This window comes from Capnocytophaga sp. HP1101 (genome assembly GCF_054772415.1).
In genome coordinates, this window is the sequence record NZ_BPUU01000004.1 from 241,167 (window position 1) to 262,791 (window position 21,625).

16 protein-coding genes and 1 pseudogene are annotated in these 21,625 nt (G+C 41.1%); 11 read left to right on the top strand and 6 right to left on the bottom strand.

The window, feature by feature from the left end; translation table 11 throughout:
- Positions 1-26 precede the first annotated feature (26 nt).
- The 3 genes from RCZ04_RS04620 to RCZ04_RS04630 form a co-directional block, all read right to left on the bottom strand.
- Complete coding sequence (locus RCZ04_RS04620) at positions 27-611, bottom strand: Crp/Fnr family transcriptional regulator (protein ID WP_460484783.1); 585 nt, start codon at positions 609-611, stop codon at positions 27-29.
- A 13-nt stretch (positions 612-624) separates the two neighbouring features.
- Positions 625-1,008, bottom strand: a complete 384-nt coding sequence (locus tag RCZ04_RS04625; protein WP_460484784.1) for a TraR/DksA family transcriptional regulator — start codon at positions 1,006-1,008, stop codon at positions 625-627.
- Positions 1,009-1,199: 191 nt separating this feature from the next.
- Positions 1,200-2,033, bottom strand: a complete 834-nt coding sequence (locus RCZ04_RS04630; protein ID WP_460484785.1) for a glycoside hydrolase family 16 protein — start codon at positions 2,031-2,033, stop codon at positions 1,200-1,202.
- Between the two features lie 985 nt (positions 2,034-3,018).
- Between RCZ04_RS04630 and RCZ04_RS04635 the strand changes: the two genes are divergently transcribed.
- The 11 genes from RCZ04_RS04635 to RCZ04_RS04685 all read left to right on the top strand — a co-directional run bounded on the left by RCZ04_RS04635 (position 3,019) and on the right by RCZ04_RS04685 (position 17,837).
- A complete protein-coding gene (locus RCZ04_RS04635) occupies positions 3,019-4,026 on the top strand; it encodes a BtrH N-terminal domain-containing protein (RefSeq protein WP_460484786.1) in 1,008 nt (335 codons plus the stop codon).
- 5 nt (positions 4,027-4,031) lie between these two features.
- On the top strand, positions 4,032-5,405 hold the full coding sequence (locus tag RCZ04_RS04640) for an AAA family ATPase (RefSeq protein WP_460484787.1): 1,374 nt from the start codon (positions 4,032-4,034) through the stop codon (positions 5,403-5,405).
- Positions 5,380-6,030, top strand: a complete 651-nt coding sequence (locus RCZ04_RS04645; protein ID WP_460484788.1) for an RloB family protein — start codon at positions 5,380-5,382, stop codon at positions 6,028-6,030. The genes RCZ04_RS04640 and RCZ04_RS04645 overlap by 26 nt, the downstream gene beginning before the upstream one ends.
- A 50-nt stretch (positions 6,031-6,080) precedes the next feature.
- The gene (locus RCZ04_RS04650; RefSeq protein WP_460484789.1) at positions 6,081-6,521 is read left to right on the top strand and encodes a hypothetical protein; all 441 of its coding nucleotides are present in this window, start codon (positions 6,081-6,083) and stop codon (positions 6,519-6,521) included.
- Positions 6,522-6,537: 16 nt separating this feature from the next.
- On the top strand, positions 6,538-8,556 hold the full coding sequence (locus RCZ04_RS04655; protein ID WP_460484790.1) for an AlwI family type II restriction endonuclease: 2,019 nt from the start codon (positions 6,538-6,540) through the stop codon (positions 8,554-8,556).
- 31 nt (positions 8,557-8,587) lie between these two features.
- Positions 8,588-9,346 (top strand): DNA-methyltransferase, encoded by a 759-nt coding sequence (locus RCZ04_RS04660; protein ID WP_460484791.1) that lies wholly within the window; start codon positions 8,588-8,590, stop codon positions 9,344-9,346.
- Positions 9,343-10,074 carry a DNA-methyltransferase gene (locus tag RCZ04_RS04665; protein WP_460484792.1) on the top strand — a complete coding sequence of 244 codons (732 nt, stop codon included), beginning with the start codon at positions 9,343-9,345 and terminating at the stop codon, positions 10,072-10,074. The genes RCZ04_RS04660 and RCZ04_RS04665 overlap by 4 nt, the downstream gene beginning before the upstream one ends.
- Positions 10,075-10,088: 14 nt before the next feature.
- Positions 10,089-12,560, top strand: a complete 2,472-nt coding sequence (locus tag RCZ04_RS04670; RefSeq protein WP_460484793.1) for a DUF4982 domain-containing protein — start codon at positions 10,089-10,091, stop codon at positions 12,558-12,560.
- Between the two features lie 130 nt (positions 12,561-12,690).
- Positions 12,691-13,314 (top strand): GNAT family N-acetyltransferase, encoded by a 624-nt coding sequence (locus RCZ04_RS04675; protein ID WP_460484794.1) that lies wholly within the window; start codon positions 12,691-12,693, stop codon positions 13,312-13,314.
- Between the two features lie 69 nt (positions 13,315-13,383).
- Entirely contained in the window at positions 13,384-16,791 is a 3,408-nt protein-coding gene (ileS, locus tag RCZ04_RS04680; RefSeq protein WP_460484795.1) for an isoleucine--tRNA ligase, read from the top strand.
- A 92-nt stretch (positions 16,792-16,883) separates the two neighbouring features.
- Positions 16,884-17,837 (top strand): alpha/beta hydrolase, encoded by a 954-nt coding sequence (locus RCZ04_RS04685; RefSeq protein ID WP_460484796.1) that lies wholly within the window; start codon positions 16,884-16,886, stop codon positions 17,835-17,837.
- A gap of 72 nt (positions 17,838-17,909) precedes the next feature.
- Here the strand turns inward: RCZ04_RS04685 and RCZ04_RS04690 are convergent, their stop codons facing one another.
- From RCZ04_RS04690 to RCZ04_RS04700, 3 genes and pseudogenes are all read right to left on the bottom strand, one after another.
- A complete protein-coding gene (locus RCZ04_RS04690; protein ID WP_460484797.1) occupies positions 17,910-19,043 on the bottom strand; it encodes a DUF4374 domain-containing protein in 1,134 nt (377 codons plus the stop codon).
- A gap of 26 nt (positions 19,044-19,069) precedes the next feature.
- On the bottom strand, positions 19,070-19,228 hold the full coding sequence (locus RCZ04_RS04695) for a hypothetical protein (RefSeq protein ID WP_460484798.1): 159 nt from the start codon (positions 19,226-19,228) through the stop codon (positions 19,070-19,072).
- 30 nt (positions 19,229-19,258) lie between these two features.
- A pseudogene (locus tag RCZ04_RS04700) lies at positions 19,259-21,398 on the bottom strand (TonB-dependent receptor).
- Positions 21,399-21,625 lie beyond the last annotated feature (227 nt).

Here is a 21,625-nt window from a genome sequence, read left to right on the forward strand (position 1 = left end):
ATACAACTTTTTTTTCAATTAGCAAATTATTTTGCACCTTTATCAGTTGTGCGAGTTGCACTGCGAATAACGCTGAGGGTTTGCTGAGTAATACCTAAAAGAGAAGCGATGTGCCCTAAAGGAGCACGCAGGAGTATTTGAGGATGAGTTTGTAAAAGGAAGTCGTAACGTTCTTGGGCGGTTTGGAATTTTACGGTATGCAGGCGTTCGGTGAGTGATTTGATGGCAGACACTAATAGGAAGCGCATTAGGCGTTCGAGTTCTTGATGTTCATTTACTACGCGTTCTACTTCGGAGAAAGATGCTACCCAGATTACTGAATCTTCTAAGGCTTCGAGATTGAAGGGGTAGGGTTGTGAGAAATAGATGTTTTCTACGGGGAAATAGAACATTTGTTCAATAAAGAAGGTGTGGGTAATGTCTTTATCTTCTTTATTGTAAAATAAGCGCAAGAGTCCCTTTTCAACATAAAACAATTGCTTGGAGGGTGAGCCTTCTTTGAGCAACAAGTGGTATTTTTTGTACTCTTGTTGCTCAAAAAGGCTATTGATAAAAGCAAGTGTCTCAGGGTTGATTTGAGTTTCTTGGTGTAGGTACTCGGTGAGCGTCATTTGTGGGATATGGCTATTGCATATTTTTAGCCTCGATGCTAAGGGTAGCGTGAGGCACTGCCATAAGGCGACGTTTATCGATGAGTTTACCGGTGACCCTACAGATGCCGTAGGTTTTATTTTCGATGCGTATGAGGGCATTTTTAAGGTCGCGTATGAACTTTTCTTGACGAATAGCCAGCGCGGTATTTTCCTCTTTGCTGGTTACTTTAGAGCCTTCTTCAAAGGCTTTGAAGGTAGGGGCTGTATCGTCGGTGCCATTGGTGGCACTGTTCATATACGAACTTTTAATAAGCTCTAAATCGGATTGTGCTTTCTTGATTTTTTCTTCGATGAGTGCTTTAAATTCTTCTAATTCCTTATCGGAATAGCGCACTCTGATGTTTCCTTCTTCCATAAAAATATAGCATTTATTTAAATTGGGGCGTAAAAATACTATTATTTTTGGAACTACCAAAATAAAAGTGTGATTTTTTTTATTTGGTGTTGTTATTTCTGATAGAAAAACATTAATAAAGACCTCCCCCTATCCCCCTCTAAAGGGGGAATGTTGTGACGCTCATTATACACGATATCATACTTTTATAATCATTTCTGATAGAATCGCACCCAGTCTACGTACATTCTCACGGGGTCTTTAAAGGGTTTTACTTCGCCTACCCAACTGCCTCCTAATTGCATATCGATGCGCAACATATAGGGGCGATTGAAAGGGAATTGCCCTTCGCTTTCTTTCTCGGGCACGCGGGGATAGCTAAAGGTTTGTTTGCCGTTTACATAAAAGCGCAATTCATCGGTGTCGAGCTCTACGGCATAGATGTTATAATCATCGGGATTAATGGGTGCTGTGGCGGTGCTTTTTGGGGTGCGCTTGGTGGGGTCTTTTTTACCTGCTTGGGTGTAGGTGGAGTGTACGGTGTGGTGTACGAAAGGCTCGTAGTTGAGTCGTTCGACGATGTCTATCTCGCCTCCTGTAGGCCACGGAGCTTCGGGTACCATCCAGAGGGAAGGCCACGCTCCTTGAGTGGCTTCGAGCTTGCAACGGATTTCTAAGCGACCGTTTTGAAAGTACTTTTTACCTTTGGTGGAAACGCCTCCGGTGATGTATTTAGTTTTGTCTTTGGTGGGGTTGGTACTGGGCTTGCCTAAGAGGATAAGATTGCCGTTTTTGATTTCAAACAGACTGGGGTCTTGACTCATTGTTTTGCACCAATCGGCAGTTGAGTTTGGGCACCCCCATATTTTCGACCATATATCGGTGGCGAAGATATCGTTGCGGTTAAAATCGTCTTCCCAGACTAATTTCCAGCCTTCTTTTTGTAAATAATCGTTGTTTTCTTTTACTGAAGGGTCTTCGTTTTCTTGCTGAGAGCAGGCTGTGGCGACGCCCAAAGCGAAGAGTGTTATAAGTATGTTTTTCATATTGAAATTATTTTAATGAAATGTAAAAATAAGGGCAAAGATAGGGAATAAAAAATAATTAGCAAAAAATGTTTAGGAGTTAGGGATTAGGAATTAGAAATTTTGGATAAGTAAGGTTTTTTTAGATAAGTCAGATAATTCTGGGAGGTAGTAGAATTTTTAGAACTAATGAAAGTAAACGGAGAAATCCGGAAGGAAGTTTTTAGGTAAAAGATAAAAGTTAAAAGGTAAAATGGGTATGGTTAGCTTATACAAAGCTTATAGGATGCTTATACGAATCTTGGACGATTGTTATACAAAGGGTGTATAAGTAATTGATTAATACTATAATACAATAATACTAAAAATACTAAAAATAGGGTTTCGTGGCGAAAGAAAGAGGAAGAAACCTTAGGCCTTAGGCCATAGGCATTAGGGGGAGATGCGACGGGGGAGAAAGGAGGACGGGTCAGACCAGTCGGACGGGGCGGACGTGGTGAACAGGGTTGGGAAAGGAAATAATAGTATAAACATCCCTCCTCTCACATACTCCGCTGGCGCGGACTTCCCTCAAGGGGGAGATGTGAAGGGGGAAAGTGATAGAAAATGTGCAGAAATCTTCCCCTAATTCTCTTACTCGGCAATTGCGGACAACCCTCAGAGAGGGGGAATTGTAGTGGTGTAAAGCGACTTTTCGCCTTCCTTTCTAATAGTTGAAACATACGAAATTATGTCTTAAAGGTAGCTAACGAGTTGAGCATTTAGATGTGCAGAGAATGAAAGGAATTTGGTTAGAAAATTGATTTTACTTTAGGAGAGAGATTGAGCAAATTATAACAAACCAAACAAGGGAATAACACTGCAACTTTAGATTTATTTTTATGTGACTTCTATAGCGAGGGTGATGCTTTTTAGGTGGTAGAATTGCTATATTTGTGTTTATCTACAAAATATCAAATTTGCTCATTTGCTAATTATCTCCTATCTTTGCGCTTTATTATTCAGTATGACAATTGATTTTGAACATAAACAGTCGGCGCACTGTGAGAATGGGGTAGCTTCTAACCTCTTGCACTTCAACGGGGTAGAAATTAGTGAACCTATGGTTTTTGGGATTGGGTCAGGTCTGTTGTTCTTCTACTTTCCGTGGCTAAAGGTAAACGAAGCTCCTGCTATTAGCTATCGCACAATGCCGGGACACATCTTTAGCAAGGTAGCTAAACGACTCGGTTTTAAGGTGAAACGCCAAAAGTTCTCTTCTCCCGAAAAAGCCCAACAAGCCTTAGATGCTAATTTAGAAAAGGGTATCCCTACGGGCTTGCAAGTGGGGGTGTTTAACCTGCCGTATTTCCCCGATGAATACCGCTTTCACTTCAACGCTCATAACCTCGTAGTTTACGGCAAGGAGGACGGCAACTATCTCATCAGTGACCCTGTAATCCAGCACACTACTACCCTCACGCCCAGCGAGCTCACCAAAGTGCGTTTTGCCAGTGGTGTACTTGCGCCTAAAGGTCATTTGTACTACCCCACGCACCTGCCTAAGGAGTTGCATTTAGAAAAAGCGATTTGGCAGGGCATTAAGCAAACCTGCAGCACGATGCTCGCCCCAGTGCCCATCGTGGGCGTGGCGGGAATGAAAAAACTCAGCAAGGACATTCTCAAATGGCACAGGAAGTTGGGTGCCAAAACCACCAATCACTACCTTGCGCAGCTCATCAGAATGCAGGAAGAAATAGGCACGGGTGGAGGTGGCTTTAGGTTTATTTACGGCGCTTTTTTGCAAGAAGCGGGCAAACTCTTGAAGAACGACAGCCTCTTGGAACTCTCCAAAGAAATTACCGATATAGGCGATGCGTGGCGCGATTTTGCGGTAGCCATCGCTCGTGTGTACAAGAACCGCAGCACCCAAACCGATGTGTACCAAGCACTTTCTGCCCAGTTGTACACCATTGCCGAGCGAGAAGAGGCGTTTTTTAAGAAACTGAAACTTGTATCAAAGAATAAAAAATAAAGAATATGCTTATACGATTTCAAATAAAGAACTTATATTCGTTTGAAGAGGAAACTGAGTTTAACCTTCTTACAAACAATTCTGAACAGTTACCTCACCACAAAAAGCATGTTAATGGGGTAGACTTTCTACGTATGACTGCTATCTATGGGGCTAACGCTTCGGGTAAATCTAACTTTGTAAAAGCTATTGCTTTGCTACAAGAAACTGTAAAAAGAGGAAAGATTATAGATAATCCCAATGATTGTAAGTTTAAACTCAGTAAGGAGGCGCTTGCTAAGCCCATTTCATTAGGTATAGAATTGCTATCCAATAGTAAAATGTACTATTACACCATTACTTTCGAGCACAATCAAATACTCAATGAGGTACTAATAGAAACGTTTAAAGAAGGTGAAGACCGTATAGTATTTGAACGTACTTTAGTAGAAGGAACGCAACAAATACCTTTTGTAGGCGGTCAAGTAACGGATGAAAAAGAACGTATGTTTTTAGAACTGCTCAGTGAGAAATTATTGAGTAAAGACGAACTCTTACTTACTTTTCTCGCACAGAAATATCCTGATGAATACGCCGATATTCACAATGTGTTTGGCTGGTTTTTAAATACCCTTACAGTTCTTTCTCCAGCCTTCAAGGTAAATGGAATGGTACATTCCTTTGATACAAATACTGAAATGCGTGATTTTATCAATACATTCATACCTAACTTAAGTACTGGTATTGAAAGTTTTCATATAAAAACCGATAGAATAGAAAAAACTTTTCCTAATCTTAACGAAGAGAAGAAAAGGGAACTTATTGATAAACTGAAAAAAGAAAGTGATAAAGGTATTGCTTTTTATGATGAGTATACAAGAGAAGAAGTAGCTATTGTCCTCAACGAAAATAACCAGCTTTACACCAAGCGTTTATTTACAGAACACTCAGGTAAAGATGGTTATAAAGTGCGCTTCCCTTTGAGATTGGAATCAGATGGTACTAAGCGATTGTTAGAGTATACACCTCTTATCAGTGATGTTATCAATAATGAAGCAGTTTATATAGTAGATGAAATAGAGCGCAGCATTCACCCAATGATGATAAAAGAGCTTATTAAAAAAATATCATCAGATACTACCGCACAAGGACAACTAATTTTCACTACTCACGAATCGTGTTTGTTAGACCAAGAAATATTACGCCCTGACGAAATTTGGTTTACCCAAAAAGATATGGGAGGAGCTACCCAAATGTATTCGCTCAGCGATTTTAACATCAGCAATACAGCTACAGTTGAAAAAGACTACCTCAACGGGCGTTACGGGGGCATTCCCTTTTTATCAAACTTAAAAGAACTGAACTGGCATACCAATGAAATCATACCTAACCAGAAATAAAACATACCATCGACAAGCCCCTACACGCGAGGCTAAAAAAGTGTACATCTTTTGCGAAGGCAAAAGAGAAGTAAGGTATTTCGATTACTTCACGGGCATTTCGTCTAATATTGACATTATCCCCATTGGAAGTCAACAGGGCAAGTCTGACCCATTGAAGCTAAAAGAACAAGCAGAAAAGCATTTCCCAAAAACACCTTTGAATGCTGACTATCGCGATGAAGTGTGGTTTGTAATTGATACCGACCGTTGGAATGAAAACGATAAAATAACTCAACTGAAAGCTTACTGTACACAAAAGAAAACAGATAAAAACAGTTGGGAAGTAACTCAGAGCAATCCTTCATTTGAAGTATGGTTGTATTACCATTTTATAGGCGAAAAGCCTCAAGATAAAGAAGTAAAGGCTTATACAACTTTTAAAGCGTTTTTAAACGATAAAGTAAAAGGTGGTTTTGATGTCCGTAAAGCCCCTATACATATCAAAACTGCTATAGATAATAGTTTGAAACACTTTGAGAAAGATGAAAAAGAGCAACCTGTTCTTTATACTACCGAAGTACATTGTTTAGCACAAAGTATATATCCTTTTATAAAAGAAACTATAGAGGGACTTTGTAAGTAAAAAATAAATCCTTATATTTGCAGAATTAATAATTTAAAAACATCATAAAAATGAAAAAGCTGATAAGCGTAACGTTTGCATTATTGCTACTCTGCTCAGCAGTTACCTTAGTTTCTTGTGGAAAAGACGATGATAAAAAAGGCGGAAGTGAAGCCCCAGAAGGCACTCGAGAACTCACCCAAAATGGAATTACTGCCAAAATAGCTCAAGAGCGATGGGGAGGAAATGGAGGTAACACGGTGTTGTATGTAAACTTGTTATTGACAAAGTCTGATGCCAACTCCAAACCAACAGGAAAAGTTTATGTGCAAGCGAGAACCACCGATGGACAGGTTTTGCAGCCTTGGAGCAATGGCATTCAAGGACAAGGTGCAGAATTTGGAAGTCGTTGGATTGGAAATAATCATCACCTTGAATTTTCATTTTCCCTCCTCAACGGGAAACAAATGAAAGCAAACTCTGTAACTATTTCAAAAATTGAAGTGAATTGAAATAAGGGAAAACAAAATGAGCATTTATAGTAAAATTACAGCTAATAGCTATATTATTTCGTTAGGAAATACAGGAGCACGATTTAGTGATCCTCGCTCGCGTTATTACAAAGTTTTAGAAGCCTTACAAGACTTTAAAGTAACACATAGCAAATGGACAGTCGATAGTCAGTTACAGTTTGCTGATTTACTCAATGAAAAAGGTATTTTTGAAATAAAGAAAGATAATACTGTAAGTGCCGATAAGGATGTACGTCTCAAAACTAGTTTTTTAGCACAGATAGGCTTTACTGATGCTGATAGAAATATCACAGAAGTAGGGAAAATACTTATTAAAAATAGTGAACAAATATCAATCAATGAGTTTGAGATAGCTACTGATAGCTTTTTATACTTGAAACAATTTTTAAAATATCAACAAGAAGGTTTTCAACTTAAACCTCTATTATCACTATTGTATAGCTTTATAGCTTTTGATAATAGTCTCCCTATTGACTTTGTAACGTATGTATGGTCGGGATCCCGAACTGCTAAAGAATTACTCTCCAATATTAAGAACTATAAAAAATACAACAACTATAAAGATACAGTATTTAGCTCGGTGCAACAATCTCAAAACACTATTGTTGCTACTCAAAATGTAGCTAACTTTTTTGCTAAATATAATTTTTCTAACCAAAAAGCCTTGAAAGAAATGCTTTATGCTATACTCCCCCACGGTAAAGGAGATAGTTTTAAAGAAAAAGCAATAAGTTTGTTTTACGATTTACATAAATATTGGGAAAATAAATATAATTGGAGTACGCAACAAAAAGAAGCTTATATAAATGAGGTGTTGAAGGGAAGATATAAAGATATATCAAGCAAGAAACCAGCTTATTACTTAGAAGCTTTATTTGACACTAGTAATCTTACTAAAAAATCAGATTGGAAGACTATTATTCATTTCTTTGAACATACCCCTTTGATAGCTGCTGAGACAGAAGCTAATTTTATAGTAGAATACCACGTATTGTATATGTATATCAAGAAATTGTCAGTATGTGAAGAATATCGTGATTTAAATATACGACACTTAAAATTACTTGATATATTTGTTTTTGGAAATGATACTATTCAGTTAGATATAGTTTTTTGGTATTTATTTAAAAATATAAAACAACACTTGCTGAAAGAAGTAGCAATAACTGATGAAACTAAATATAAGAGTTTTTTAGAGAAAGATCAAGCTACTTTGGGAGAAATTTATCATTTTTTAGATGTAAAAGTAGCCAATATTATTCAGTCTATCAGTTCAGACTACCCTGAAATACAAAAAATAGGCTTGAAAAGTTTTACAAATAAGAAAAGAGAAGAACGTTTGTTACAACTTATAAATACAGTGTTTACCAAAGAACATATTATTTGGATATTTACCAATCTTTATCCAAGAAAGGATGAAGAGGTACGCCAATTTATAAAAGAGAAATACCAAGAGTATGAGGCTACTATGCCTGCACTTTTTGAGTATCTATTAGCAATCTCATTCTATTGGCTTGCTCAAGAACAAATACCTCTTTCTTATTTGCTTACCCCTAACTTAGATGCAAATTTATTGCCTAAAACACATGCATCTGGAGGACAAGCAGATATAATACTTAGTTATAAAAATAAAGACTACTTAATTGAAGCTACCCTAAGTGATAATGATAACCAGCGTAAAATGGAAGCCGAACCAGTACCACGACATTTAGCCAAACATATTTTAGAAGTGAATGTTAATAGTATGGCGCTATTCATAGCAGGACAGTTAGATCCTAATAATTTAGTGGTATTACGCAATTATAAATTCTCAACTTGGTATGACGGTAGTAGAAGTGTAGATCAAATGCATATCTTGCCCCTTACCATTGCTAATATAATATTTTTACTAAAAGAAAATATGCCTTTTGAAACCTTAGATAAACAATTTGTGAGTTTGTTAAACTCTCCCACTAATGATGGTTATAAATGGTTTGTAAACGAAGTAAATCCTACATTTGAATATGATAATTAATGATATATATCACGGTGATTGTGTGCAAATAATGAAAGAACAGATTGAGAAAAATTCAATTTCACTTATTTTTGCTGACCCACCTTATAATCTTTCTGGGAATACTCTAAAACTTGAGAATAACCAAACAGGAGGTGCTTTCTATAAAGTCAATGAAGTGTGGGATACTTTTACTTATGATGATTATGTGAGATTTACAGAACAATGGTTAAAGGCTTGTCACGAGGTGCTAAAAGAAAATGGTAGCTTATACATCTCTTGTACTCAGCACAATATAGGCGAAATACTTACCATTGGGAAACAGTTGGGTTTTAAACTCAATAACATACTTACTTGGTATAAAACTAACGCTATGCCTAATATTACTAAACGAACTTATACTCATTCAGTAGAATTTGTTTGTTGGTTTGTGAAAGGTAAAAAATGGGTCTTTAATTATGAGGAAGTAAAACGCTTGAACCCTAATAAAACAAAGAATGGAGAACATAAACAAATGCGTGATTTTTTAGACTTTATTGAACTGCCCATAGTACAAGGAAAAGAACGATTACGTGGAGAAGATGGACGTGCTCTACATCCTACTCAAAAACCTGAAAAACTGTTGGAACTTATCGTTAAAGCTTCTTCTAACGAAGGAGATCTAGTACTCGATCCCTTCTTTGGTACAGGAACTACAGGCTATGTAGCCCAAAAACTAAATAGAAATTGGATAGGAATAGAACAAAATACTGAATATTTAAAAATAGCAGACAAACGTATTCAATCCTTAAATGAAGAATTGTTTTTATGATTCAAATTAATATACAGCAAGGTGATTGCATGACCTTATTAAAAACATTGCCTTCAGGTAGTGTACAACAGATTTTTGCTGACCCTCCATATAACCTTTCAGGTACTAATTTTCAAACTGTGAAAAGTGGAAAGTATGCTACTTGTGATAAAGGTGAATGGGATGTGATTGACAATATTGATATCTTTAATGAAATGTGGCTGAAAGAATGTGTACGAGTACTTGCTGATAATGGGACTATTTGGATATCAGGAACTCTGCATAACCATCCCTCTATAGGAGTGCTTCTTAAGAAGTTAGGATTGTGGATTATCAATGATATTGTATGGTTCAAACGTAATGCAGCCCCACTACTTTCAAAAAATCGCTTAGCTCCTTCAACTGAATTGATCTGGTTGGCAAGTAAAACTAAAAAATATTATTTTGATTACGATGTGGCTAAAGAAATGAATGGAGGAAAACAAATGCGTAATATGTGGGAAATTAATGCGCAACGTCACCTTACAGCACATCCTACAGAAAAGCCTGAAATACTTTTAGAACGCATTATCTTATTAGGAAGCAAGGAAGGTGATACTGTTCTTGATCCTTTTTTAGGTAGTGGAACTACAGGAGTAGTTGCTAAACGCCTTAATCGTAATTTTATAGGCTTTGAGTTGAACCCCGAATATTTTGACATAGCTAGCAATAGAATTGATAATGAGATGAATAATCTTTTTAACAACTAATAACTTATAATTCAATGAACAAAATCAACCTTTTACTTTTATTAGGCGTTGTCGCTACAAGCTGGGCGCAACAACAGCAGACCCTCGAAAAAGGGTGGAAATTTACACGTGAGGACAAACCTGCGTTCTCGCAAACTAACTACAACGATGCCAAATGGCAACGCGTGACCGTGCCTCACGATTGGGCTATCTATGGTCCTTTTGATATGGAAAACGATATCCAGCGCACTGCTATCAAGCAGGACGGACAAAAAGCGGCTATTGAACACACGGGGCGTACAGGAGGGTTGCCTTTTGTAGGCGTAGGTTGGTACCGCACGCAGTTCAATGTGCCTGAACTTACGTCTGATAAGCAGGTGTTTGTACAGTTTGACGGGGCGATGAGTAACCCCGAAGTGTTTGTAAACGGACAAAAAGCGGGCGAATGGCACAACGGCTACAACACTTTCTTCTTGGATATCACTCCTTACGTAAAAGCCAATAACAACACTTTGGCAGTGCGCCTCAACAACCTTACCCAGATGTCGCGTTGGTATCCAGGGGCAGGCTTGTATCGCAATGTGCATATTATCACTAAAAACAAGACGCATATCCCTATTTGGGGTGTGCAGATTACCACCCCCGAAATAACAAACAACTTCGCCAAAGTAGTTGTAAATACTGAGTTTGTAGCTGATAAGAAGACTACTGTTGCAGCAGAGACTGTTATTTTCGACGAGCGAGGTGAAAGAGTAGCGTATGCTAATACCAAAGCGACTCCTTACACTACCGATAAGATTTCAGCAGAACTGTATATTGATAATCCTCGCTTGTGGGACATCGGTAAACCTTACCTCTATAAAGCGGTTACCAAACTCTATGAAGACGATACTGTAAAAGATGAGGTAACCACTACTTTTGGGATTCGCTCTATCGAACTCAAGCCTAATGATGGGCTATACCTCAACGGACGCAAAATCAAACTTCAAGGTGCTTGTATGCACCACGATTTAGGGCCACTGGGCGGGGCGGTGAATGAGGCTGCTATTCGTCGCCAGATACGCATTATGCAGGATATGGGCGCGAATGCTATTCGCACTTCTCACAATATGCCTGCCCCTGAGTACGTGCGTGCTGCCGACGAAATGGGTATGCTCCTTGCCTTGGAAAGCTTTGACGAATGGGCGATCCCTAAAGTGGAAAACGGCTATCACCTCTATTTCAAGGATTGGGCTGAGAAAGACCTCACCAACCTCGTAAAACACTACCGCAATAACCCGAGCGTGGTGATGTGGTTCATCGGCAATGAGGTGGAAGAGCAAAGCGTAGAAAGTGGCTCACAAGTAGCACGATTTTTGCAGGATATTATCAAGAAATTGGACAATACACGCCCCGTGAGCAACGGTATGGACAGACCTTATGATGTGCTCCGTTACAATATGGCTGCAATGATGGACTTGGTAGGCTTCAATTATCGTCCGTTCAAGTACCAAGAGGCTTATCGCAAGTTGCCTCAACAGCTCCTCTTGGGTAGCGAAACAGCATCAACAGTAAGTTCGCGCGGGGTCTACAAATTCCCTGTAGAACGCAAGTCGATGGCTAAATATCCTGATATGCAATCCTCTTCCTACGATGTAGAACACTGCGGTTGGTCAAACCTTCCTGAAGACGACTGGATTCACCAGGAGGATTTGCCTTATATGATAGGCGAATTTATCTGGACAGGCTTTGATTATTTGGGCGAACCTACCCCTTACTACGTGGAATGGCCTTCGCACAGTTCGTATTTCGGCGCGGTGGATTTGGCTGGCTTGCCAAAAGACCGCTTCTATCTCTACCGCTCTCATTGGAATAAAAACGCTGAAACCCTCCATATCCTGCCTCATTGGAATTGGGAAGGACGCGAGGGCGAAGTAACTCCTATTTTCGTTTACACCAATTACCCTACCGCCGAACTGTTTATCAACGGCAAGAGTCAGGGTAAGCGCACTAAAGACCTCTCCATCAAATTAGAAGCCGAGGAAAAAGACGAAAACCCTAAGGATTTAGAACGCCAACAGCGCTATCGCCTGATGTGGATGGATACCAAATACGAACCAGGCACGGTGAAAGTAGTAGCTTATGACGAGAATGGCAAGGCTGTCGCCGAAAAGGAAATCCGCACTGCTGGCAAACCTCACGCTTTGCGACTTACTGCCGAAAATAGCACCCTCAAAGCCGACGGTAAAGACCTCGCTTTCATCACCGTAGAAGCGGTAGACAAGGACGGTAATCTCTGCCCCAATGTGAATGATATAGTAACTTTCACCGTAAAAGGCGCGGGAACCTATCGCGCAGCTGCCAATGGCGATGCCACCTGCACTGACCCATTCCACCTGCCTAAAATGCACCTTTTCAATGGTAAACTTTTAGTGATACTACAAGCAGGAGAGAAAGTAGGAGAGATTACTTTAGAGGCTAAAACTAAAGATATTAAAGGGAAGACTTCTGTAGAAGTTAGGAAATAGAATGTTTATATGCTTTGCCAAAGATATCTATTCTTTGGCAAAGTTTTTAGTAGTGAAGGTAAGGCGAATAATAATTGGTAGATTAATAAAAATTTGTATCTTTGTACTTTCATCTATAAATTACCCACTTATGCTTTATCGCCCTGCCACTCCTGCCGATGTCCGCAAAGTAGCTACTGTGCTCACCGATGCTTTTGCCCCTTACAATATGTATAGGGCAGTGCTCAGCTCGTTCTTCACTTCTGAGGCAAAATACCTTGATTATCTCAACAAACTCCATTACGTGCAAGCGATGAGCAATATTCGCAAAGGCTATTGCCTCATTGCTGAAGAAGGCGGTGAAATTATAGCCGTAGCGGTGATGCAATCGCTTCAACACACGCGCATTACCCTTTGGGATTACTTGCGTTCGGGTGCTTTGGCACTTTGGTGTTATGCCAAACCTACTTATTATTTTTTACCCTTTTTAGAAAAGAGCAGTGAACACGCCAAAGCCCAACCCGCTGAACATCTGTGGTATTTGGAGAGTTTTGTAGTGAGTCCTGCGTGGCAAGGCAAGCACATAGGCGGAAAGTTTTTAGACGAAGCCGTGTTGCCATTCGTCAAAAAAGAAGGCGGTACTCACCTCAGTTTGGTCACCAATACCGAAAGCAATGTAGCGTTTTACAAAAAACACAGTTTTGAGCAAATTCACCAAACCAAAGTAGGAGGCGTAGAGGTATGGACGATGCTGGCTAATTTGCTCATTTGCTAATTATTTACTACTTTTGCCCCATTCTAACCACTAACGGCTAATGACTAACGACTAAGAAATAACCGATATATGAATTTTAAAGAATATAAGCACTTAGACCTTACTAAAGTAGCAGAAGAAATATTGGCTTTTTGGAAAGCCGCTAACATATTTGAACAGAGTATCACCTCACGCGAGGGGGCTACTCCGTTTGTGTTTTTTGAAGGACCACCATCCGCTAATGGCGTACCTGGCATTCACCACGTGATGGCACGCTCCATCAAGGATATTTTCTGTCGGTACAAAACTCAAAAAGGCTTCCAAGTAAAACGCAAAGCGGGTTGGGATACCCACGGCTTGCCGGTAGAATTGGGCGTGGAGAAAGAATTGGGCATCACCAAGGAAGATATAGGCAAGAAAATCAGTATTGAAGAGTACAACAAGGCTTGTAAAGAAGCCGTAATGCGCTATACCGACATCTGGAACGATCTTACCGAGAAAATAGGCTACTGGGTGGATATGGACGACCCGTACATCACCTATAAGCCTAAATATATGGAAAGCGTGTGGTGGCTACTGAAACAACTGTACAACAAACAGTTGCTATACAAAGGCTACACCATTCAGCCCTACTCGCCCAAAGCAGGTACAGGGCTCTCTTCACACGAACTCAACCAACCGGGTTGCTACCGAGATGTAACCGACACCACTGTAGTAGCGCAGTTCAGGGTGAAGGTGCTAGCAGCTAAAGCAGCAGAAGCGTTTAAAGGCGTTAAAGAACCTATTGACATCTTAGCGTGGACAACTACTCCGTGGACGTTGCCTTCGAACACCGCTTTGGCAGTAGGTAAAGATATTGAGTATCTACTCATTAAAACATTCAATCAATATACTTTTGAGCCTATCACAGTGATTATAGGCAAACCACTCTTGGCGAAACAGTTCGGCAAAAAGTTCGTTGAAGGCAATAGCGAGGCTTTGGCGGCTTATACCCCTGAGAGCAAAACCATTCCGTATGAAATTATAGGCGAATGCAAAGGGGCAGACCTTGTGGGCACTACTTATGAGCAACTGATTCCTTGGTGCACCCCTGCCGAGAATGCCGACCAAGCCTTCCGCGTGATAGCAGGCGACTTTGTAACGACTGACGACGGTACTGGTATCGTGCACATCGCCCCTACTTTTGGTGCTGACGACGCTCGTGTTGCCAAAGAATACGGCGTGCCCCCAATGTTGGTGAAAGATGCTCATAACAACCTCATTCCGCTGGTTGATTTGCAAGGGAAATTCATCACAGGGCACCGCATTCCTGAACTGTTTGCAGGCAAATACATCAAAAATGAGTACTACGACGAAGGGCAAGCCCCTGAACGCTCGTGGGATGTGAGTTTGGCTATCTTGCTCAAAGAAGAAAACAAAGCCTTTAAAGTAGAGAAGTACGTACACAGCTATCCGCACTGCTGGCGTACTGATAAGCCTGTGCTCTATTACCCACTCGACTCGTGGTTTGTGCGCGTAACCGATTTTAAAGAGCGTATGTTTGAGCTCAACGAAACTATCAACTGGAAGCCTAAAGCTACGGGCGAAGGTCGTTTTGGTAACTGGCTCAAGAATGCCAACGATTGGAACCTATCGCGTTCGCGCTATTGGGGTATCCCACTACCTATCTGGCGTACTGCCGATAAGCAAGAAGAACTCTGCATCGGTTCGGTAGAAGAATTGAAAGCCGAAATACAAAAAGCCATAGCCGCAGGCGTAATGACTGCCGACCCTTACGAAGGTTTTGTAGTAGGCGATTTCTCTGAGAGCAATTACGACAAAGTAGATTTGCACAAGAACATAGTGGATAACATCGTACTCGTTTCCCCTTCAGGCAAACCAATGTATCGCGAAACCGACCTGATAGATGTGTGGTTCGATTCGGGCTCTATGCCCTATGCACAATGGCACTATCCGTTTGAAAATAAAGACTATATAGAGCAACACACCGCCTACCCAGCCGACTTTATTGCGGAAGGGGTAGACCAAACCCGTGGTTGGTTCTACACGCTCCACGCCATTGCGACTAGTGTGTTCAACAGTGTGGCGTATAAAAATGTGGTGTCCAACGGTTTGGTATTGGATAAGAACGGACAAAAGATGTCTAAACGCTTGGGCAATGCCGTAGACCCATTCACCACCATAGCCGAATACGGTGCCGATGCCACCCGCTGGTATATGATTTCTAACGCCAACCCTTGGGATAACCTCAAGTTTGACCTGGAAGGAGTAGCCGAAGTGCGCAGAAAATTCTTTGGTACGCTCTACAACACCTATTCATTCTTTGCATTGTACGCCAATACCGACAGCTTTACGTACGCCGAAGCCGATATACCTTTGGCAGAACGCCCTGAAATAGACCGCTGGATACTCTCAGAACTCAACACCCTTGTGAAGGAAGTAGATGCTTTCTACGCCGATTATGAGCCTACCCGCGCTACCCGTGCTATTTCCGATTTCGTACAAGAGAACCTCAGCAACTGGTATGTGCGCCTCTCACGCCGCCGTTTCTGGAAAGGCGAATACGAAACCGACAAAATCGCAGCTTATCAAACCCTTTACACCTGCTTGGTGACTATCGCCAAACTGATGGCTCCTGTAGCTCCTTTCTACGCTGACCGCTTGTACAAAGACTTGGTGAGCGTTACCGGTAAAGAAAACAGCGAGAGCGTGCACCTCACCGACTTCCCCGTGGTGAACGAAAGCTACATCGATAAAGAGTTGGAGAGCAAGATGCAGAAAGCGCAAACCATCTCATCATTGGTATTATCATTACGCAAAAAAGAAAGCATCAAGGTACGTCAGCCGTTGCAAAAGATAATGGTACCAGTAGCCAATGCTGCAGAACGCGCTGAAATAGAAGCGGTAGAAAACCTTATCAAGCACGAGGTGAATGTAAAAGAGATAGACCTCTTGGAAGATGCTTCGGGCATTTTGGTAAAACAAATCAAACCGAACTTTAAGACCTTAGGTCCTAAGTTTGGCAAAGATATGAAAGCCATTGCTGCAGCCGTGCAAGCCTTCGGTCAGGAGGAAATCGCACAGTTTGAAAAAGCACAAAGTTATACCTTGCAACTCACTGATAAGGAAGTAACCCTCAGCTTAGACGATGTGGAAATCAGTACGCAGGATATAGAAGGCTGGTTGGTTGCCACCGCAGGCAGTCTGTTAGTTGCCTTAGATATTCACATCACCCCTGAGTTGCGCCAAGAGGGAATAGCCCGTGAGTTGGTAAACCGCATTCAAAATATCCGCAAGGACAACGATTACGACATCACCGACCGCATCAATATACGCTTGCAAGCGCAACCTGCCCTCCAAGCAGCCGTTGCCGCCAACGAAGCCTATATCAAGAACGAAACCCTTACCGATAGCATCGCTTTTGTGGATAACTTGCCAGAAGGAGAGGAAATCACTTTTGATGAAATCGCGACGAGGATAGTGGTTAGCCGGTCGTAGCACGACAAGCAATTAAACACTTTGCTAATGTGTGAGATAAAAAACAATTTGAAAGGTATTAGTATTTTTACACTTATTTAAATAATTAACTAATGAAAAAGGTCTTCTTCTTTTGCTTGTTATCTTATAGCTTTGTTCAAGGGCAGGAGCTTATTTGTGTGGGTGAACAATTTGCAGTATCCTCTAAGCTATTAGGAGAAACTCGTACCATTAGTGTTTCTTTACCACCGTCGTACTATGATACTTCACTGAAACCTACTACCTACCCTGTGGTGTATCTATTAGATGGGGAGACGAATTTTAATTATTTTTCTACTTTAATAGAGAAATTGGGGCAAGGTATCCCTAATGTGCCTGAAATGATTGTCATTGGGATTGAAAATACAGAACGTGAACGGGATTTTGCTACTGATAGTGACCGATTTTGGCAATTTGTAGGTGAGGAATTGATTCCTTTCGTGAAAAAGCAATATCGCTGTAATGATTTCCGTATCTTAATAGGACATTCGCTGAGCGGATTGGCGGTGGTTTCGGCACTGAACAAGCATACGGAACTGTTCAATGCTTATATTGCCCACGACCCGAGTTTGTGGTGGGGTAAAAACGATGGGGTGCAACTGTTTGAAGCGAACAAGGGCAAGGATTTTAAGCACAGAGTGTTCTATATGTCGTATTCGGGGAGGAAAGTGCGCAACAATGGACGCAGTAGGCATAGGGAAGTGATAGAAAGCGTTCAGGCAATGGTGACTAAAGGGTATTTTAAGAATTTAGAAACGTATTTTGCTGAATATCCTAACGAGAACCACGGCACGGTGCAGGTGATAGGAAATATAGACTTGATGCGACGACTTTTTGCTGAAATGTTTATCGACCGGAATGATATTCAGGAGAATCCAGCGGTAATTCAAGAGCGGTACAAGGCACTTTCAAAGCGATTGCATTTTGAGTTTCAACCTTCAGAAGAATACTTAAGAAATACAGCAAAGTGGTTGCGGAAGAATGGGAAAGAGGCAGAAGCTAAGAAAGTATTATCAATTAACAATTGACAATTGATAATTGACAATTAAAAAAGTGCTTGAAGAGTGTTGTTCTTCAAGCACTTTTTTAGGTTTTAGGGTTTAGAGGCGACCGATGGCGTTGATAAAACTTGCGCCTTTCACTACTAAGCCTTTGGTAGCGGCATTGGTAGCGGGGTCGATGATGTAGATGGCGGGATCACCACTTTTTATATTTACAGGCAAATATACTTTACCGTTGTAGATAGCAGGTTCTACAGGGTTTGATGTCATATTGGCAAAATCAGTAGGAGCTGGGAGTCCGCTTACCCAATTGAAGGTTTGTGCTTCCATATCCACGATAGCAAAGCGGTTTACATCTACCACATTCAAAGCTGCTTTGGAGGCATCGTTAAAGAATTCCAACAAGAACTTATTGCCAGTGATATGCCATACACGACGGAAGATGCCGTCATTGGATTTGGCTGAAATATCAAAGAAGTAGCTACTGTCAAAATCGGTTGCATTAGGTTTGATACGCAAAGCACCTGCAGGTTTTGTGGAAGGAGCATCAGGGGTTTGAGGAGCTTTTACGGCAGGTGGATTCTTAGCAATGGCACCTGAGAATACGTACACATCGCCGTTATCGGCTTTGCCTATTTCTAACAGATATTGTGATTTGAAACGACCTGCACTATAGCTGAGTTTATCGCTTTTGTAGTGGCGTACAAGGTTCAAATCTTTATTGAAAACCCCTACATAAACGACATCAGGATTGTGGATTTTACCTGTACTTGAGCCTTGGGCTACTTGTACATCTTTATAGTCGGATACAATCATACCACTGAAGAACTCGCCGTTGCCATTATCCAAAATACCTGCGAAAGACACGATTTCTTCAGTAGAGGTAGCGGTGTTCATATCAGGCAAGAGATTAGCGGTGTGGATGGTTTTGGTAAAAGCTTTGGTATAATCATTGGCATTGCGGAAATTGAAGGTAGCACCATCTCTTTTACCCTCATAAGCTTGTCCGCCCACTACGGTTACCCAATAGTTGCCGAAGAAGCCATAAGTAGTTGCACGTTCAGCCACGTCAAAATCAGTAAGGTGTTTTATGCCTTGAGCGGTTTTTTCGTAAGAGATACCAATCCCTGCTCCTTTAAATCCATAGGACAAGCCTACTGCTGTATTCTTATTGAATTGCCAGAAATAGCCGTTAGCTTCTTTAAACTGTTCTTGGTTAGCACTGAGGGGCATTTCACCAGTTTCTACATTCTTAGCGACTAAAGATAGCGAGTCTTATTTTGGTCACCTCCTGCATCGATGAAAAAGTTTCCTTCTTCTGTGGGAGCAGGAGTGGGCGTATCATTGTCTTTTTTGCAAGACGTAAAGGCTACGAGGCTTAAGCCTACAAGTAGCGTGTGTTTGAAAGTTGTATACATAATTTTTAAATTAACAAATTAGTAAATTAGTTAAAGAAAGCGATACGACAGTTTGGCATAGAAAGCGCGACCCGCTTTCTGGAGGCTGTAATTGTCGTACAGCAGTTCATCAGTAAAGTTTTTAGCTTCTACGGAAAGACTTAAACGCTTATTAGGCGTATAGTAAGTAAGACTCACATCGTGCGATAGCTGACGAGGAACTTTTATTTTAGTACCTTCACTTTGCCACGAGGTGTAAAACTCTTCAGTGAAAAACAGGTTGTACCCTATTGATAATCTATCATTCTTGGAGATGAGACTCCCTATGTTATAATTGGCATCGGCATTGCCAAAGAGATAAGGCATATTAGGCAAGCGGTCGTTGTAAATTGCTGAAGGTCGCCCTGTTTCAGTAAGTTCTTCTTTGTTACGCAAGTTCATATACGAAAGGTTACCTCCTATTGAAAAGACCTCTTTATAAAAATAGCGCAAGGTAGCATCGACCCCCATATTGAGTACTTTGCCGTGGTTGCGACTACCTGCTGAACCTTCATTGGCGCCTGCACTCACGATACTCCTAATGATATAATCTTTGATATAACGATAGGCAAAAGCCGGCTTCTACCAAGAGTGAATGCGTTTTGAACGAAGGTTGGTAAGAGAAATTGACATTCAGGTTGTCGCTATTTTCGGGTTTGAGGTTGTAGTTGCCCAGTTCCAAATCGCCGTCGCCAAAGAGTTCAGTATCGGTAGGCAAGCGGAAACTCTTTTCATAGGACAATTTAGCTTGCAAGGGCTTTGCCAGCTGATAGGTAGTAGCTGCTCCATAGCCCCAAGCTTTGGTGTGCTGCGTTTCTTCTTTATATATAGCACGCACTCCTTGCCCACTAATCACCACAGGACCTGTAACCGCCGTGTTGTAATATTTGCCAAAAGTAAGGATATTCCAACGTTCGGAGGGAGTGAACTTATAGGATAATCCTGTGATATTCTTCTCATTGACGCGTCGCATAAAATCGGAATCGAGGGTATAGTTGGTGATGAGCATATTTTTATTGCGACGAGTGTAATTGCTAAAAGTATGCGTGAGCTGGAACAGATGTTTATCGCTGAGTGCGTAATCAAAATGCGAGGTGATGTAGCCTGTATTGCCTTCAAAAACGGTGTTCTGGAGTTGAGACTCTCCTTGTGCTGCCATTGGCTCATATTCACCCGTCCAGCTATAACGGCGAGCTTCTTCATCGACATTATGGGTAGAAGAAAGGTCGTAACGAGCCGTGAGGAAAAAAGAGAGACCGCGTAGGAGATTTCTTTTTTCATATTCCATTGAGGAGGAATAGGTGTGTGATTTGCGGTATTTACCTCCGAAGACCTTTTGCATCAGGTTTGCATTTTGCAGTTGTTTATCCTCTTGATTGTAATTGAGACCAAAAGTGAGTTTATCAGCCCAAGGTTCATCAAAGATGTTCACACGCCCGATGATAGCTTCGTTGTGATAGCGGTCGTGGAAGCGCTTGAACCAGCGTTTTTCTTTAGAGTAAGTGCCCGTTTGGAGGTTTAGGTACTCGGTGAAGACTTTATAACTATTATCGGAGTAATTCTGATAGGCGTTCAGTTCCACTGAAATGTTATCGGTGAGACGTTGCCCTACGTTGAGGGTGCTTTTATGAGTATTGAACGAGCCAAAAGTGTAAGACAGATTGCCGTAGTTATAACTGCTTTTGCGGGTAACTACATTGATAGCGCCTCCGAGGGCATCGGCACCAAAAGCAACGGGTACTACGCCTTTGTAAATTTCGATACGCTCAATCATCTCGGCTGGAATGTTGTTGATGCGGAATGAGGCATTGGCTTCGTTCATAGGTACGCCATCGATAAACACGCGCACGTGATGCCCTGTAAAGCCGTTGAGGTTAATTGTTGCCTCAGCTCCTACACCGCCCGTTTCGCGCATCTTCACGCCTGAGGCACGTGCGAGCATATCGGCGGCATTGGTATTGACAGTGCGCAACTGTTGGGCTTCGATAGCTACCACGTTGTAGGCTGCTTTTTGCACTTGCTTGATAGGCGATTGACCTGTGAGGACAACCTCATCAAGCTGCGTAACCTCATTGTTTACAGGTTGTGCGAAGGTTTGCACCACACAAAGGAGAGTGAGTAAAATGATTGTATTTTTGAGAAATAGAGGCATTATTATTATTTCAATTTATAAGAATGAGGGTGCAAAGATAGTAAATAAATTGGAATAATTCTAAGAAAGGAAAAATATTTAACACTAATAATACCAAATATTGAAGGTAAAAGGTAAAAGTTAAGAAGTGTGAGGTCGTTGTCATATCCTGAAATAGGTTTACACAAAAAACAGGAAAAAATATGACAGAGCGGAGAAAAGTAATAGTTCGGTACAGTGATTGCTTT